The 17,114-nt window shown below is 44.5% G+C and carries 15 protein-coding genes; 2 read left to right on the top strand and 13 right to left on the bottom strand.

Going from position 1 to position 17,114, the window contains the following annotated elements; genetic code table 11:
- The 3 genes from LOR49_RS15115 to LOR49_RS15105 all read right to left on the bottom strand — a co-directional run.
- Positions 1 to 887, bottom strand: an 887-nt coding sequence (locus LOR49_RS15115; RefSeq protein WP_240377725.1) for a DNA/RNA non-specific endonuclease, incomplete at its 3' end; no start/stop codon positions are given.
- Positions 888 to 1,027: 140 nt separating this feature from the next.
- On the bottom strand, positions 1,028 to 1,339 hold the full coding sequence (locus LOR49_RS15110) for a MafI2 family immunity protein (protein WP_240377723.1): 312 nt from the start codon (positions 1,337 to 1,339) through the stop codon (positions 1,028 to 1,030).
- Positions 1,340 to 1,937: 598 nt separating this feature from the next.
- Positions 1,938 to 3,386, bottom strand: a complete 1,449-nt coding sequence (locus LOR49_RS15105; protein WP_240377721.1) for a polysaccharide deacetylase family protein — start codon at positions 3,384 to 3,386, stop codon at positions 1,938 to 1,940.
- A 693-nt stretch (positions 3,387 to 4,079) separates the two neighbouring features.
- Here LOR49_RS15105 and LOR49_RS15100 point away from each other — a divergent pair.
- A complete protein-coding gene (locus tag LOR49_RS15100; protein ID WP_240377719.1) occupies positions 4,080 to 4,571 on the top strand; it encodes an inorganic diphosphatase in 492 nt (163 codons plus the stop codon).
- Between the two features lie 61 nt (positions 4,572 to 4,632).
- Here LOR49_RS15100 and LOR49_RS15095 read toward each other — a convergent pair whose 3' ends face one another.
- The gene (locus LOR49_RS15095; protein WP_240377718.1) at positions 4,633 to 5,709 is read right to left on the bottom strand and encodes a M14 family metallopeptidase; all 1,077 of its coding nucleotides are present in this window, start codon (positions 5,707 to 5,709) and stop codon (positions 4,633 to 4,635) included.
- 334 nt (positions 5,710 to 6,043) lie between these two features.
- Between LOR49_RS15095 and serA the strand changes: the two genes are divergently transcribed.
- Positions 6,044 to 7,669: a phosphoglycerate dehydrogenase gene (gene serA, locus LOR49_RS15090; RefSeq protein WP_240377716.1), complete on the top strand. Its 1,626-nt coding sequence runs from the start codon at positions 6,044 to 6,046 to the stop codon at positions 7,667 to 7,669.
- Positions 7,670 to 8,413: 744 nt separating this feature from the next.
- Here serA and LOR49_RS15085 read toward each other — a convergent pair.
- From LOR49_RS15085 to LOR49_RS15045, 9 genes are all read right to left on the bottom strand, one after another.
- Entirely contained in the window at positions 8,414 to 10,306 is a 1,893-nt protein-coding gene (locus LOR49_RS15085) for an ABC transporter permease (protein WP_240377714.1), read from the bottom strand.
- Positions 10,281 to 11,045, bottom strand: coding sequence for an ABC transporter ATP-binding protein (locus LOR49_RS15080; protein WP_240377712.1), 765 nt, complete (start codon positions 11,043 to 11,045; stop codon positions 10,281 to 10,283). Before LOR49_RS15080 ends, LOR49_RS15085 begins: the two co-directional genes overlap by 26 nt.
- A gap of 97 nt (positions 11,046 to 11,142) precedes the next feature.
- Positions 11,143 to 12,144: a sensor histidine kinase gene (locus LOR49_RS15075; RefSeq protein WP_240377711.1), complete on the bottom strand. Its 1,002-nt coding sequence runs from the start codon at positions 12,142 to 12,144 to the stop codon at positions 11,143 to 11,145.
- Entirely contained in the window at positions 12,141 to 12,848 is a 708-nt protein-coding gene (locus LOR49_RS15070; RefSeq protein WP_240377710.1) for a response regulator transcription factor, read from the bottom strand. Before LOR49_RS15070 ends, LOR49_RS15075 begins: the two co-directional genes overlap by 4 nt.
- A gap of 430 nt (positions 12,849 to 13,278) precedes the next feature.
- Complete coding sequence (locus LOR49_RS15065) at positions 13,279 to 13,863, bottom strand: cob(I)yrinic acid a,c-diamide adenosyltransferase (RefSeq protein ID WP_240377709.1); 585 nt, start codon at positions 13,861 to 13,863, stop codon at positions 13,279 to 13,281.
- Positions 13,864 to 13,877: 14 nt separating this feature from the next.
- Entirely contained in the window at positions 13,878 to 14,315 is a 438-nt protein-coding gene (locus LOR49_RS15060) for a bifunctional adenosylcobinamide kinase/adenosylcobinamide-phosphate guanylyltransferase (protein ID WP_240377708.1), read from the bottom strand.
- Positions 14,267 to 14,872: a histidine phosphatase family protein gene (locus tag LOR49_RS15055; protein ID WP_240377707.1), complete on the bottom strand. Its 606-nt coding sequence runs from the start codon at positions 14,870 to 14,872 to the stop codon at positions 14,267 to 14,269. The genes LOR49_RS15060 and LOR49_RS15055 overlap by 49 nt, the downstream gene beginning before the upstream one ends.
- On the bottom strand, positions 14,830 to 15,627 hold the full coding sequence (locus LOR49_RS15050; RefSeq protein WP_240377706.1) for an adenosylcobinamide-GDP ribazoletransferase: 798 nt from the start codon (positions 15,625 to 15,627) through the stop codon (positions 14,830 to 14,832). Before LOR49_RS15050 ends, LOR49_RS15055 begins: the two co-directional genes overlap by 43 nt.
- Positions 15,624 to 17,114: a cobyric acid synthase gene (locus LOR49_RS15045; RefSeq protein ID WP_240377704.1), complete on the bottom strand. Its 1,491-nt coding sequence runs from the start codon at positions 17,112 to 17,114 to the stop codon at positions 15,624 to 15,626. Before LOR49_RS15045 ends, LOR49_RS15050 begins: the two co-directional genes overlap by 4 nt.

The raw sequence follows: 17,114 nt of genomic DNA, 5'->3' as shown, positions 1-17,114 counted from the left end.
TGAGTTATTGGCATACTGAAGCCAGCTTCTTTTGCTTCTTTAATCGTCACCTTCCCATTTCCATTTGTATCAACACTAGCAATGTCACCGTTTTTGTCTGAGCTGGTGTTTGAATTGGTATTTGAGTTTTTTGATTCAGAAGATTTGCTGCCTGTTAATCCAAGTGATTCGTTTATCTTATCAGGGTTCCCGTTAACAAATGTATCAACAATCTCGTTACCTCTTAGAGTATATGTATACTTGTAACTGGAAGGAATCTGCGTTTCCGTATCTGGATCGGTAATAATTGCTTCAAAGTTGGTAGCCCGGATTACCTTCTCCATATACGCCTGATTACCGTGTCGGTTGAGCGTACTATCTTGTGGGGTAATATTATAAGCATTCGATACTCCTCCGAGAGAATCGGCAATAATATGGCCTTCATCTAGAACGTCACTTTCGCCACCAGGAACCTTTGCCTCGTCATAATAGTATCTGCCATTTGACTTTACAGGTTCGCTATTGTCATCTTGTATAATAATTTCGTTAGCAATGACTCGTACCAGTTGCCCGTGTTCGTTAGTAAATGCCCAATATTCTCGATTCCCATAACCAATATCAACGACGACTTTAGGTTCACGGTGTCCAGACAAATCACCACCATCAACTTCAATGAGTTTGTATTCTGAGAACAGTTCATCATTTGTTTCGTGTGGTGTTTTCTCTTCTATGGTTTCATCGGCAGCCGTAGTGGCAGCCTCTTCCTTTTCGCTATTTGTATCAGCTGTGGTTTCTTCAACTGGTTTTTCGTCAGTATTACTATTTTCATCGGTATTAACTGTAGTTTCTTCTTGTGTTTTTGTTTCATTTGTACTGGACGCATCTTCTATGTCGGAACAGCCAACCATAAAGATAATTGTTAAAAGTAAAATTAAATATTATATTTAGGTTAAATAGATAAAATAGTTGATAATAAAAGGACCACACATTTTAGATATGTTTCATATGTATGGTCCTTTATTTATTTTCTTCTCAACTAACGCTCCCGTTAGCTTAATATGGCTTCGCTTTCTTCCCATTTTAAAGATGCCCAAAATTGTAATTTCTCCATTTCTAATGGAAACTTATGATTTATACACTCTTCTTTACAGTTCATAATTATTGGGAAATCAGCTATTACCTCTGTACAAGCTGCACTCAATATTTCTTTTTCATTATCATTAGGTTCTCCATCAAAATAACCTTTCCAGAATAGCGTTTCGTCTTCTAACTTTATTGTGAGACCTCTTAATTTGTTTGGAATTGCACCTAACAAAGCATGGTGGCAACTTATTATTAAATCATTTAGAGTCGGAACCATTTCTTTCACCTCGTCAGAATAACCTTTTTATGTTCACTTTTAACTTTTCAGGTAACGCACCCTATAGATCAATAAGTAAAACCAATATTATCTAATCCTTTTTTGGTCTTTATATTCAAAATAAAATGGTACCCAAAAGTCAAAATCAATCCAGCCCAAAAAATTAAAGCAGAAGAAAAAAGGTTACTTTCAAATAATAAATGATATGTTTGGTCTATAAATAAAAGTAACGTATAAATATAAAAACCAAGTATTGCACTTTTACTCCAGTTATCCCGTTCTTTATCACTCATATTTCTGAATAATTTCATTACACCCGCCCATTTCTACACTGAAGGTATAATATGTTATTATCGATAAGCACCCGTTACTTTAAGTACATCATTTCACATTTGTGTCATAATCACGCCCGTTTGCTTAACAAGAATTCTTTAGAAAAACACACTAAATTAATCACATCTAATTTAGTGTGTTTGTCAATACTTTTATGTCAAATCCCTAAAATTGCGGTATGGAGTAAGCAACTCCCATATAATCAATACAGAACTCAGCTTGAAACAGCACCTTGCTCATTTACCACTGGCCGCTATTTCTTAATCTATTTACCGTAATATGGCCCGACACCTGTTTCATCCCACAATTCAAGAAGCTGAGACACAGTAACCATTTGATACCCCTGTTCCTCCAGAGAGGTCAATATTTGCGGCAATGCATCAGCTGTTGAAGGGTGAATATCGTGCAATAACACAATCGATCCTGAAGCAACAGTAGACATCACTTTCTCATATACTGCTTCTGCATTGCGGCTTTTCCAGTCAAGTGAATCGACTGACCACATTACAAGTGGATGTCCCAAGTCTGATGCTATCTGTTCAACATCCCCATTTGACGCACCATACGGAGGACGCAATAAAGCTGGAGTCCTGCCGGTAGCTTTTTCAATAATATTGCTGGATTGTTGCATCTCTTCTTGGATTTGATCTAGCCCTAAGACGGATAGATCCTGGTGGTTCATCGTATGGTCTCCAATTTCATGACCAGCTTCGTCCACCTTATTGGCAAGGGATGGGTAATATTCCACTTGACTTCCAAGCATGAAAAATGTTGCTTTGGCATCGTGCTTTTTCAATGTATCTAGAATTCGTGGCGTCACTTCCGGATGTGGGCCATCATCAAAGGTCAACGCGACATATTTTCCATCCGGGTCAAGCTTTGCCTTGTTCTCTGAATGCTGTTCATCTTCCTTATGCTTTTCATTTTCAGGAATCTTTACATCCATTTGTTCCGTAAATTTTTCATTCAGATATGGCTTCATTTTCTTCATTGGAATTTCTACTTTGATCGAACCTGCTGCACCTGCTGCGATTTCATATTCATCAAAATAGAATATCACATTGTCCCGGCTGACTGACCACTTCCATTCATCAGAATCTTTTAAGGATTTTTTGACCATATCATCAAAAAGATAGGGGCTGACTTTTTGATTACTGTACAGCTCTTCCATAACAAGTCTTTGGATGTCCTCTGTCGCTTCTTCATCTAACTGAAAAACATCCTCAAGCTGTAACTGTTTATTTTGATTCATATCAATGACGAATGACTTCATTTTTGTCATGCCATTCGCTCCACTTGTTATCTGATATGATTGAAATTCGAGCGTATAGAGCTTATCTGCTATTTTTTTCGTTTCCACTTGAATATTTAAATGTGCACGAAAATCATTTTTCTCAAGCATGTTTTGCGATTCTTTAATACTTGATGTAAATTCTTTTTTCTGTTTATCTACCCATTCGTTAATGGATTTATTAATCTGTTCATTATCTGTATACAGCTGACTGACCGATAAAGTATAAAGATCTGTTTCTTTGGTCTTCGTTTTGATGTTCAAACCTGGATAAACACTGGAATCTTCAATTTTCTCATTCGGTTCATTTGTTTCAGGTGTTTCCATCCAAGCTTTGGCAAGGACTTGATTTATTCCAAAAATAATTCCAACAAGCAGCAAGATAATAACAATCCAACCTGGTAATTTTATACGTCTCATCATGATAGCTCATTTCCTTATAATATTATTTTCATAGAATACTATTTTATCATGAACGAGTTTTAAAACAAAATAAGAACAGGCTGGTTCTTATTCCACAATGCGGCCCGTTTGTTGCACAAAACGCTGTTGTGAATTTATCCTTCTCCTAGTTAGTTTCACACACACCAAGTTGCCATAATTTCATACAATGATCCAACAAAAAAGCAACGACCAGTGGCGAACTGCTTCCTCCCTATGAAGTTGCTAATTTACCCAACAGCGTATTTATGAAGCCTTATGCTTTTCCTATGACGCCATTATTTCCAACGCAGTGCCAGTATGTGTTGTCATACATTCCTTATGATGTCGTTATTCCTCCTATGACGACTTTTGACGCCTTCATTCACCCTCTATGACGTCGCTATCCCTCAGGATGTGGCTTTTCATGACTTCATTCACTCGTTATGATGTCGCTATTTCCCGGTCCGCACTTTTTTACGGTGCTATCCGCCGCTCCCTATGACGCTACCACTTCCCCGATTATGCTTTTCTATTCGCTCTCGTACTAGTTGAAGGTGACTCTTGGGCTTTGCATTGTAAAAACGATACAAGAAACACATGCCAGTCCCACCTACTATTTTTCTTCCATACGGATTCCTGCTATAATTCAAAGAGAAATTCCATACATACCTACAATCCAAGGAGGAAACGCATATGGCGGACAAGAACAAGGTAGTAGAAGCGTTGATTGAAATACCAACCGGCAGTCAGAACAAATATGAATTTGATAAAGAAAAAGGGGTTTTTAAACTAGACCGTGTTCTTTTTTCTCCGATGTTCTACCCGGCTGAATACGGGTACATTGACGAAACATTGGCACTGGACGGGGATCCGCTGGATATTCTCGTACTCGTAACGAATCCGACGTTCCCGGGCTGCGTTATTGAATCCCGTGTTATCGGGTATTTGGAAATGATTGATGACGGGGACGAAGACCAGAAGCTGCTTTCTGTTCCTGTGGAAGATCCGCGTTTTAAAGACGTGCACTCAATTAGCGACATCCCTTCCCATAAGCTGGACGAGATCGCTCATTTCTTTAAAACGTATAAAGATCTCCAGAAGAAGAAAACAGAAATCGGTGAGTGGAAAGATGCAGAAGCGGCTGCTCAACTTGTCGACGAATGCATCGAACGTTATCAGAAGTAATTTTCTTGCACCATAAACAAAATATGCTGCTGCAACTAGAATGCAGCAGCTTTTTTGCGTACTATGTTGTTCTCGTAAAATCAGGGAATAAACAACTCTCCAAAAGTAAAGGAATCGTGGTGAGCCACATCCGCGCAGCCGCTTCGAAAGGGAGCGGATTTTGGCCGATACCTGTTTCTATCGTGAAGCCGGGCCTTCTAAACTCTTTAATAAACCAGTCTTTATAGCCGGCTTTGCTATCAGCTGTCTGCACCGCTCTGAACGAACTAGCTTGGGCGAGCCGTTCGGCCAGCTCTCTACTTACGTCCGGTTCCTGATCCCGGTAACCCCAATATATTTCCTCCCCTTGGGAATGGAGAGCAAGCACGTGGGAAAAATTTTCTTCCATCGTTAGTTGATAGATGGCTCTTGTTTCCGGTTCCGTTAAAGGGGCTTCCCCGCCGTAATGTCGGAAAAAAGGTACTTGCGGGCTCGTTTCGGCTTCCGCCTTCCATCCAGCCGGCCATTGATGGTTTAAGTCAACCCCGACGGCGTTCGCAGACCAATGCCGATAATCCGCAAACCCTTGATTGATGTCATGGATGGTCTCATAATAGTCATGATCTTCCTGCAACCCTTCTTGAACAAGCTCCGCCCCGTCCGGATTTACAAGCGGCACAACCACTAATGTGACGTTCTCCAAGAGCCGGCGGATGTCAATATGATGCCAAGTCTCCCCTCTCCTCTCTTTTTCCTGAAGTTGCTCCAAAAAATTCATTAATAACCACGTGTTTAACCATTCATTCCCGTGCCATGTCCCCGAAAAAAAGATTTTCTTTTTTCCCCTTCCGATGGAGAAGGACCAAAGTGGCTTTCCCATCCGCGAGTCTCCAATTTGATCCGCTCGGATAGAAGAAGAGAATCGTTTTCGATCACTTTCTAATTCCCTCCATCCGTACTCATAGAAACACCCAAATGACGGTGGAACAGTTTCGCATCCGGGATTCGACGACGGCAAATGAAGAATACTTCCTTTTTTTACATAACCCGCATTCTCACAAATATGTCGATTATGAACGAGTAAATCTTCCACAGGGATCCGATTATAATAACTTATTTTCGCAAGTGTATCCCCGGGCCGAACCTGATATTTCTGCATGTATTCTCCTTCCCTCTTCCCTCTATTCTACTAACTATCCTATGCAGCCTCCGCCCTAATAGAATTGACATTTTTACCGGTTTGTGATAAATTTGCAACCAATAATAGACTGTTAGCAGTGAGGTTCACACAGGGGAAAAGCTACCAGAACGCAGATTCTGACTATGAGGGCAACTTGCGGGAACTTCCGCCTCTGACGATTATTCGTACGGGGCAGAAGTTTTTTTCGTTACATAAAAAAAGGTTGCCCAGGTCAATGAACCGCGCAGCTACAGCGGAAGTTTCTTTCGATTCGTGTTATAATTCCTATAACTTAACTAAGGAGTGGAGTGGAATGATTCACCAGCCAGAAACCGAAGAGACAGAGAAAAAAAACGTATCAAACGATGTTTATCGCATTCTCGTATCTGATTCCATGAGCAATGAAGGGCTTGCACCTTTGCTCGATAATGAACAGACAGAAGTTGTTCTTCAAAACGTGAACGACGTCGATAATCTGGATAGTTACGACGCCTTGCTCGTACGCAGCGGCACCACAGTAACTGCTGATATCATGGATAAGATGACCAACCTTAAAATTATCGCGCGTGCCGGTGTCGGCGTCGACAATATTGACATTGATGCCGCGACAAAACGCGGGATTGTCGTGATTAATGCCCCTGACGGCAACACGATTTCTACTGCTGAACATACATTTGCCATGATCAGTGCACTTGCTCGCAAAATTCCTCAGGCGTACGCTTCCATTCGCAGCGGGGAGTGGAACAGAAAAGCATTTCAAGGGGTTGAGCTTCGTGGCAAGACACTTGGAATTATCGGCTTTGGACGGATCGGTTCCGAGCTTTCTAAACGGGCTCGCGGCTTCGAAATGTCTCTCATTGTCTTCGATCCATTTTTGACGAAAGAGCGTGCCGAGGAACTTGGTGTACAAACAGGCAGTCTTGATGAAGTACTGGAAAAAGCGGACATCATTACGGTACATACACCGCTTACGAAGGACACCAAAGGACTTCTCGGCATGGAAAACATCAAGAAAACGAAAAAAGGGGTTTTTCTTATCAACTGTGCCCGCGGCGGGATTGTTGACGAGGAAGCACTGAAGCATTATTTAGAGAACGGACACGTTGCTGGGGCGGCTCTTGACGTGTACGAAGAAGAACCGGCAACCGATAACGATTTATTAAAATTTGACCAAGTCGTCACCACTCCGCACATTGCGGCTTCTACGAAAGAAGCCCAGTTGAACGTGGCAGCTCAAGTATCGGAAGAGGTACTCCAGTTTTTGCAAGGTATGCCTGCATTAAATTCAATCAACTTACCAACCATTTCCAAGGAAGTGTTTGAAACGTTGCAGCCTTATTACGAGCTATCTCGTAAAATGGGACACATCCTATCCCAGAGTGTGCAAAGTCCTGTCCAAGGAATCGAAGTCCATTACAGCGGTGAGGTTACTGAGTTAGAAACATCTGTGCTGACACGCTCTTTAATCGCTGGCTTTCTAGCGAATCGAGTCGATGCACCCGTTAATGACGTCAATGCTTCCCTTATCGCGAAAGAACGCGGCATTTCGAGCGGCGAAATTCATGGTACAAACACACTTGGCTATTCCAATCTGATCCAGGCGACTGTGAAGGCGGAAGACAGAACGTTTACGATTCACGGTACCTACGTAAAAGAATACGGACCACGCATCGTTCGCATCAACGACTTCAACGTAGACTTTTATCCTACCGGTCACTTAATCTACATCCAACATTCCGATAAACCGGGTGTTATCGGTAAAATGGGGCAACTTTTAGGAAAACACGACGTAAACATCGCCACCATGCAGGTCGGACGAAAAGCAGAAGGCGGCGATGCCATTATGATGGTAGCTGTAGACAAAGAACCGAACAGCGTCGTACTGGAAGATCTTGCTTCCATTGAAGAAATTATCCGCGCCGATAAAATTGAACTTTAATAAATCCGTGCCCGCGGAAAACGAAGTATTTTGCCGGAACGACGTTAGCAATTTACTTTTTTAACCTAATAATCCGAACTGATTGCATGCAACCGTTCGGATTATTAGGTGATTACTATACTTTTGGCTCGTCTTTCAGAACCCCTTTATGTGCAAAGGGGTTTTTTGCTGTCCTAGCAAGCGTAAAACGCTATATAAAACTAAATATCCGTCTTTACAAGCAATGTATCAGAATTCTCCGTGCAAGTATCCAGACTTCGCTCATCATTATCCAGACTTGGGCACGGAATATCCAGACTCCGCTTGCCACTATCCGAACTTGAGCGCGGTATATCCAGACTTCTCATGCAGAAATCCTGACTTACACATATTCCCACCATTCTATAAACCTGTTGTATAAGCAGCTGAAATACTAAGAAACAATAACACAGCCAATAGTACAACAGAAAATAAGCTGACTACGGCAAAACGCTTAAAATAATCCACTGACCTCTCCGCCTCCATACCCCGCGTTATTTATGCTTTCATTCATCTAAACCATCCTATGACGCTGCCAGCCATTTATGCCAGCGAATGTTTATTTTAATTGACTTTTCAACACTTGTTACTGTTTCAACAGCTTAATGTATGACAGCCGTCACGCCTTGTGAATTAAAAAAAGAAGCCTGGACTACCTGTGTGACGGTATCCAGACTCCGGTGAGAGAAGTATCTCGATTTGCTCGTGAAATACCCTCATGCCAGTTCAAAAAACGGCTTCTCTAATTTGTTTCGTATAAAAGTGGCGGACAACGGCGAAGTAAAAGATCTGTATCACAGCGAACGTACCGAGAACAGCGAGTGATTCTGTGACAAGGTTGTAATCAAAGAAATGGGACAGCGCTGTCAAGGCAACTGCTCCGTGAACTAACGCGACGACAATCGGCGCAAAGAAGAGCAGCGCATTTTGACGGTTAATTACTTTTTTCATTTCCTGTTCCGTTAAACCCATTTTGGCAATGGACTTGAACTTTTCCTTGTCGTCATCGAGATCGGTATAAAGACGGAAATACAAGAAGCTTCCGGCCGAAACGAAGAAGATAATACCGATGAAAAGCCCGATAAACAAAATCGGCCCGTACACTTTATTGATTTGATAGACCGTAAAATCTATGCTTGCGAAGTTAAAGCCGCCGATTTGATTAAATATATCTTCCCCAGCTTGAGCAAGAGCCTCCCCCTGCCCCTTTTCTGCCATCCAGGCGACCGACGTTTCCGTTCTTTCCGGCTGCGGCAGTTTTTCATAGGCTGCATCACTAACAATATAATAGGAGTACATCTCTGGCAAAACGTGAGAGGATTCTCTCATCCGGGTCGGCTGTATCGTCGTTCCGTCTGACAATTTAACTGGTATATCTAATAAACGGTCCTTCTCCTCATTAGAAGCCAGTACTTTATTGCTATCAGACACAACGACGGCTTCGTCCTTTTTAACCTGAACTTTCTCTTTCCCAAGCAGTTCAGCAAGTTGATTATAAGCGGATGCTTTCGTGATCAGTACTTCTCCGTCACCTTGTTTGAAATAAGCTAAGTCGACGGTGCCGGATGCCGCTGCAATGTCATGCTTCTTTAGTGCTTCTTCGATAACCCCGATATCCTTTTCAAATTTCTCGTCCTTCTCATCCTCCGAAACGGTGTACGTGAAGGAAAACGGATGTCCTTCCGTCAGTCCTTTCGTTAAAAACGAGTGAAAACCGTACAACGTCCCAATGGCACTAAACGCCACCGTCGAAATGATTGCTACCATGAAAAAAGTGCGGGCATTGTCTTTCATGCGGTATGACAAATCAGCAAAGAGAACCATATTAGTATTCCGCCAGAAAATCCCTTTGTTGTTTTTCAAACGGCGAATCACGGAGACGCTTATTTGTGTAAACAGCAAGTAGGTTCCGATTGTTACCATAATCACGACGGGAAGCATTGCAATGACCACCATCATGCCTTTTACATATATTGCGATCCCGTAGCCGGCAAGAAGCAGAATCGCCGCAATCACCGAGAGCAGAACAGACGCTTTTGGCTCCCCTTTCGACTGCTTATCCGCTTTGATTAAATCAATCAGCTTCCGCGTGCGGAGAATAAACGAAACAAAGAACGAGATGCAAATAAACAAGATCATAAACGACACGAACGTAAGCACCACCGCGAGCAGCGGAAAGTAAAAGTTCAATGTCTCTTCAATGACGAGAACATTTTCCGCAAGCAGCAGAATTGCTTTCGCAAAGACGAGTCCAAGTAATATTCCGCTAACAGTTGCGAAGAAGCCAATGAGCATATTTTCCAGAAAAATCATCAGTCGGACCTGTTTCGTGGACATCCCTTGCATCATTAACAGTCCGAACTCCTTTTTCCGTGACTGGAGAAACGAACTCATCGAATACAGTACGAAGAAAAAGGAAAAGACGTATATAATACCACCGGCAACTGCCATGCCGTACAAGACTTCCGAGCGCATCGAACCCTCCAGAAACGCAGGGTGAAAAGCGAATATTGCAAATGTGAAAAAGACCATCACCGTAAATAGGCTGCTCAAAAAATAGGCCGCATATAAACGTTTGTTACGAAGGACATTGTTAACGGCGAACTGACGAAATGTCATGGTGCTCCCCTCCCATCAAGGAAAGCGTATCAATGATACTTTGGAAAAACGTCTGCCTGCTCTCCCCACGGTGAATTTCGGAATAAAACTTCCCGTCCCGGATGAAAATCACCCGTTCCGCGTAACTCGCCGCCTGCGGATCATGGGTTACGAGCAACATCGTTGTTTTTTCCTCTTTATTTAAAGAAGCCAGTAAACTCATCACATCCTTCGAAGCTTTTGAGTCAAGATTTCCGGTCGGCTCATCAGCAAGAAGAAGCTTCGGTGCGTGGATCATCGCTCTCGCCACCGCTGCCCGCTGCGCCTGTCCTCCGGAAATTTCGTGAATCCGTTTTCCCATTATCGGCACGATACCGAGAGTTTCGGCAATTGCCTGCGCTTTTTCTTTCATCTCTTTCACACGTTTTCCGTCCAGCGTGAGCGGCAAAACGATATTCTCTTCTACTGTAAGAGTTGGAAGCAGATTGAACTCCTGAAAGACGAAACCTAACTCCCGGCGGCGAAATTTCGCCAACTCATCACGGCTCAGGGCGTGCGGATTTTCCTCCTCTATAAGTACTTCTCCTGTCGTCGGTTCATCGATCGTCGCGATGATATTAAGAAGTGTTGTTTTCCCGCTTCCAGATGGACCCATAATCGCAACAAATTCACCGTCTTCTATTTCAAGATCAATGTTTGCCAAAGCACGGTAGGTGACTTTTCCTTCATAGATTTTGCTAACATTTTTCACATGCATCATAGCTGTATCTCCTTTCCTATGCGCAAGGTTCTTATCTTCTGAACCTAGTATACAGCCCCGCGTTCCCCGTAAACGATCGATCCATCTTTCATTCTTCTTACATTGTTGTAAGGTTCTGCGCCGGAGAAAATACAATCCGAAAAGTCGTTCCTTCACCCACAGTGCTTTCCATTTCAATCGAATGCCCTAAATAGTCGGCTGCTTCTTTCACAAGAAACAGCCCCATGCCGGTTGATTCCCGGTAATGGCGGCCATTTTCTCCCGTAAAAAAAGCGTTAAAAATGCGGCGCTGATCTACTTTCGGAATTCCGGCCCCGAAGTCTTGTACTTCCAACACAGCCGACCCGTCTCGTTCAGAAAGAGTAATAAGCAGCCGTTCACTTTTTCCGGTCGAGTATTTTACAGCATTTTGAATAAGCTGCGCAGTCATGAAACGCAGCCATTTCTCATCCGTTTCCACCGTCATGCCGGGCAGCTCATTCGACAGTTTCGGATACACTTTGTTGCGGATGAAATAGCGCTTGTTCTCCCGGTTAACATCTTGTACGAGCGGCTCCACTGCCACCGGGGCAATGCGAAAATCTTGTTCAATCGTACGCAGGCGCGCCATATAGAGAACAGTCTCGAGTCCTGTTTTCATCCGATCTGTTTCTTCACGTATGCTCGAAGACTCCGGCTCATCGAGGTCTTGTGCCATTAATTCAATCACCGAAAGCGGCGTTTTCATCTGGTGAACCCAGTGATCAAGAAATGTCAGATGTTCCTCTGTCCGGGCCTCCGTCTCACTGATCCGCTGTTCATATAATTTGTATTGTGACTTCAGCAGGTGAGACAGCGATTCCGCCAACGGCTCCCGCTCAGTTTTCTCAAGCGATTCATCTAGAGATAAAAAAGGACGCTCGAGTCTGGTGTAAAACGATCGCCTTCTTATGTACCGGTACACGAGATAACAACTGAGAAAAAAGACACTAAGAAACAACACATAGAAAAGGATCCGGACATCCTGATATCCATCCAGCCAGAGAAGGAAAAAAATAAGTCCAAATTGGAGTATATGTAGGATAAGAAAGCCAAGATGGTCCTTAAGAAAAAGCTTCATTGTTTTTCTTCTCCATTCCACGTTACCCGCAGCCGGTAGCCTGCCCCTCGGACTGTCTCGACGGCATTCTTAATTCCAAGCTCCTGGAATTTCTTACGCACGCGCGTCATATTTACGTTCAGAGTATTCTCATCGACATAAGTCTGCTCGTCCCATAACTTTTCCAATAGATCTTCGCGCCCGGCTACCCGCGGATACCGATCCAGCAAACTTTCAATAATATCTGTCTCTTTTTTGCTGAGAGTGACGGTTGTTTCTTTGAAAGCAAGCTCCAGTCGCTCCAGTCGCAATTCCAATCCGTCCTGTCGTACTATCCTTTCCTCATGGCCTTTCGCATATTCTCCGTACGCACGGCGCAGCTGACTCTTGATTTTCGCCACTACGATATCCGGATAAAACGGCTTCGTGATAAAGTCATCCCCGCCATTCTCAAGCGCCATCACTTGATCCATCTCTCCCGTGCGAGCCGAAATAAAGATAACCGGACAGACCGACTCCATCCGAATCTGCCGGCACCAGTAAAACCCGTCAAAGCGTGGCAAGTTTATATCAAGCAGCACCAGATCCGGCTTGAAACGGCGAAACGAATCTATTATGTGAGCAAAATCATCGGCAATTTTCACTGTGTAGCCGTATTTCTCAATAAACGTTTGTAAATGCACCGCAATCTTCGGGTCATCTTCTACAATCATAACCTTCTCCATGCCGATCCCCCTATAAACACTGTATTTCGTCGATTATACCATTCCGTTTCCCCGCGTTGGAGACATGAAAAGAAGCAGCTGGATAAATATAGGACTGATAGCGTCTGTATAAAGGTTTGAAAATGACGCGCCCCCAATATAACTACCCCATACCGAGTCAATGACGTCGCGAAAACGAGCATGCTTTCAAATAGATGCTTCATACAACCCCAATGACGCCTTGAAATCGGGCACCGCTAAAATAACGACGTCATAGCTCTCGTATGACGGCGTGAAAATAGCCCCTCTCTCAAATAACAGCGTCATAGCGCCTGGATGAGGTTGTCAATCTAGAGAATGGACGAAACAACAACCCTAAAGCTTCTCCTGTCTTCCTTTCTAGTTTATGAAAAAGAACCAGACCCTAAGGATCTGATTCTCGCACGTTAATCTATTGATCGTTCTTTTTTTGTTTCGGTTTCCGAAAGACGATGGCACTGCGCTCATACTCTACGTCTCTCACTTGCTGACGGTAATTCACAACGCGTGCTACCGCAAAAAAGTAATCAGAAAGACGGTTTAAGTATTTAAATACTTCTTGGTTAATCTCTTCTTTATCCATTAGTGCAGCACAAAGTCGTTCTGTTCTGCGCGCTACCGTCCGGCAGACATGCAGCTCAGCGGAGGCAATGGACCCACCCGGAAGGATAAAGCGCTGCAGCTCTGGTGCTTCTTTTACATACTCATCAATCCGCTCTTCCAAAAACGTAATCATTTCCTCTTTCACTTTAAATTCCGGCTCTTTGCGAATCGTCGACAAATCACTGCCGCAGTCGAATAATTCATGTTGGATGTTCACGAGCTCCGGCTTGATATCCGGGAACACCTCGTCGTCCAGGAGTGCTGCTGCTCTTCCGACAAAGGAATTCAATTCATCACATGTTCCGTACGCTTCCACGCGTAAATCACTTTTGCTTCTACGTCCGCCTTTCAAGCTTGTTTGTCCTTTATCTCCTGTTTTCGTATATAGTCTCATGGTAAAGCCTCCTTTTATAGTGTTTCGGCAATTCCGAACCAGATGAGATGTACATGGTCCGCTTTCCGAAAAAGTTTCTGGTACAGCCGCCCTGTTTCATCACGCCATTCTCTTAATTCTTTATCGAGCGGTACAATTCCTTTCGTAATGTCCGTGCCGATCATGATGACTTTCCGCTTTTCGTGTTCTTTTTCCCATTCCAGTAAGGGAGCAAGGTACGCTTGAAAAAACGCTTCCCCGTTCACCGATTTAGAAAGGATACCCTCTTTCAGCCCTTCTTCCACCCCCTCAATTACAATAGTAGAAGCGTTCACAGATGTTACGTCCGCCAAATCGGCGTTCTTCGTCTCATAACAATTGATCCATGCAAAATGGCTCTCGAAGCGCTCCGGAAAGGTTTCTTTTACCCAGGTTTTCTTTCCGTTATAGGCACCTCCTGTAACGAAACGCATTCCCATTCCTCCCCTCTTACTTGAAAGACACCACACCAGCCGCCTCCGAATGGAATGTTCCATAATTTTTCTTCCGGGAAGTGCGGCGCGTATAGGCGGAACCATTCCCTGATCCAGCCGCCGTGTGTCACGACTGCGGCTCGGCGGTCTGTCCTTCTTTTCACTAATTCCCAGCCGTCCTGGACCCGTTTTTGAAACGAACGAAGAGATTCACCGTTAAGTGGTGCAGCGCTATCGATATGATCGAGCCAGTGTTGATACGCTTTGTTGCCTTTTAATTCCTCGTACGTTTTTCCTTCAAAGTCACCGAAATACAATTCCCGAAAAGAGGGGGAAACAGAGGGAGGTGAAGAAGGAAATAAACAAGCAGCGGTTTGTTTGGCCCGGATAAGATCACTGCTGAATACTTGGTCTGCCTCCAGATAAGGAGCCAGGCGTTGTAACCAGCGGCATTCCCCGTCAACCAATTCAGGGTCCGACCAGCCGGTATATTGTCTGCGTTCGTTCGGGTGGGTTACACCATGACGGAGAAAATAAACAGTGCGCTGATCATCCATAACATCGTCTCCAATCCTTCTGATAAAGCTCCGGCCATATCCCCGTTGATGCCGCCAAAGGTCTTCTGAAAATACAACTGTGCCGCCGTATAGCCTGCCACACTTCCCACAAGGAGAACGAGAATAAAAAGCCATGGTGCTGCAAAAGCAACGGCTGCAATAACCACAATGACTACCCCGATCACGACCACCTTCACCGTATCGAACAGATTTGTGCTTTGCTGGAACCAGGCTGCAAGTCCTTCTTCTTTCGCAAGGGGTGCCGAGATAATCAAACAGCCCATAGCGGTACGGGTAAGGACCGGGATGAGAAAAATAGCGAGGTACAACAAGGAATGATCAGTTGCTTCGACAACAGCGAGAATGCTGACAAAACGTGCTCCTAGTAAAAGGATGGTTGTCCACACCGCAGCAGAGCCGACATGGCTGTCCTTCATAATTTCCAGCTTCCGTTCTTTGTCGCGCCACGAACCCATTGCATCGCTTACATCCATCCAGCCGTCCAAGTGAAGGCCGCCGTACAGGAGAAGAAGGGCTGCAAAAATAATAAAAGCGGTTAGATAAACAGGAAGCAACGGAAAAAGATATGTAAATATGGCCGTAATCCCAGCTGCAACTGTACCGATGAACAGTCCGCAAATAGGGAAAAAAGGCAAAGAATTCCGGGTAGTCGGTTGATCCCATTCTACCTGCTTTACTGGTGAAATAGTTAAAAAGGACATCGCCATCCAAAAACCGGCTATCAAATGTTTCATATGTGGCCCTTCTTTATCATATCAAGGATAGCATCAATATTTAAATGTTCTTCAAACGCGTCCGCTAATTGATCGAGCTTTCGGTCCTTGTTCGTCGTGAACGGAGCCACCTCGGCTTTCGGAACACCTTTCGCCTCCCGCAGTTGGTTCAACCACCAGGTTCGCCACCAATCGTTGTGGAAAGCATGATGGACCGATGTGCCGATCAAGCGGTTATCGGCTGAGCGTATTCCTTCTAGTTGGTTCTCTTTACCGACGAACAACGGGAGCCAGGAATCATCAAAGCGGCCATGTTGGATGCTGTCATCAATTACAAAACCTGTTACACGAGATTCCGTGCCGTCAGCCTGAAACGTTCCTGTCCATCGGCTTGTTTTTTTCGTATCCTGGCACTGAGAGTACAGCGGACAGATGCCTAATCCGGTCTGCGCTTCTTCGTTTCTATTACGAGCATGCTCTACCTTTCCTAGTAGTTGTGCACCATTCCCTACCCCGACTATTGCGCCCCCTTGGCGAAAATGAGAGCGTATTTCTTCCGTTAAGCCGAGACGTTCCAAGTAAGCATAGCTTTCCTGAGGGCTCGTCGTCGTGCCAGGGATAAAGACTACATCAGGTGTACCGAATTGACTCGCTTCTTTTACAATCCGCACCGACACATCCTCTTCCACCGTAAAGGGGTCAATATCGGTGTGGTTTGCGATATAAGGAAGGGAGAGAACGGCCATATCAATCGTGGTGCCGGCCCCTTCTTTCCTCCTGGCTAGAGACGAAAATGCGAGCGAGTCTTCTCCCTCCATGTGGATGTCTAACGCCGGGAGCACCCCATTCACGGAAACTCCCGTGTGCTCTTCCAGCCACGTCACGCCATTTTCGAATAGAGCAGGATCACCACGAAAGCGATTCACAATCAGCCCTTTCACACGGCGGCGTTGTTTAGGAGGAAGCAAAGCTAACGTTCCGCTGATGCTGGCAAAAATGCCTCCGCGTTCAATGTCTGCCGCAAGCAGAGCGGGGACATTGGCTATTTCGGCCGTGATCAGGTTCGCAATATCTTTATCCATCAAATTAACTTCAGCCGGACTGCCTGCACCTTCCATCACGATCGCATCATATTCTTCGGCTAGAACTTTTAACGATTTCGCTACCGCTTCCCGTGCCTCCGGAATATAACTTCTCCGATATTCGGCTGCGCCCGGTGATCCGTATGATTCACCAAGCATAATAACTTCCGCACTTTTCTGGCTGCTTGGCTTGAGAAGAACTGGGTTCATATAGACGGTTGCCTCCGTCCGGGCTGCTTCCGCCTGCAATCCTTGCGCAATGCCAATCTCATGCCCGGATAACGTCACGTAGGAATTGTTCGACATGTTTTGCCCTTTAAAAGGAGCCACTTTTAAACCCCTGTTTGCGAGTGCCCGGCATAAACCAGTAACAATAAAGCTTTTGCCTGCATCCGAGGTCGTTCCCCACACAATAAGTCCCTGCAT

Origin of the sequence: Bacillus piscicola (assembly GCF_022458745.1) — a bacterium.
In the GTDB taxonomy this organism is placed as follows: Bacteria; Bacillota; Bacilli; order Bacillales; family Marinococcaceae; genus Alteribacillus_A; species Alteribacillus_A piscicola.
Note: the sequence above shows the minus strand (reverse complement) of the source record. Positions and strands in the feature narration are given on the sequence as shown.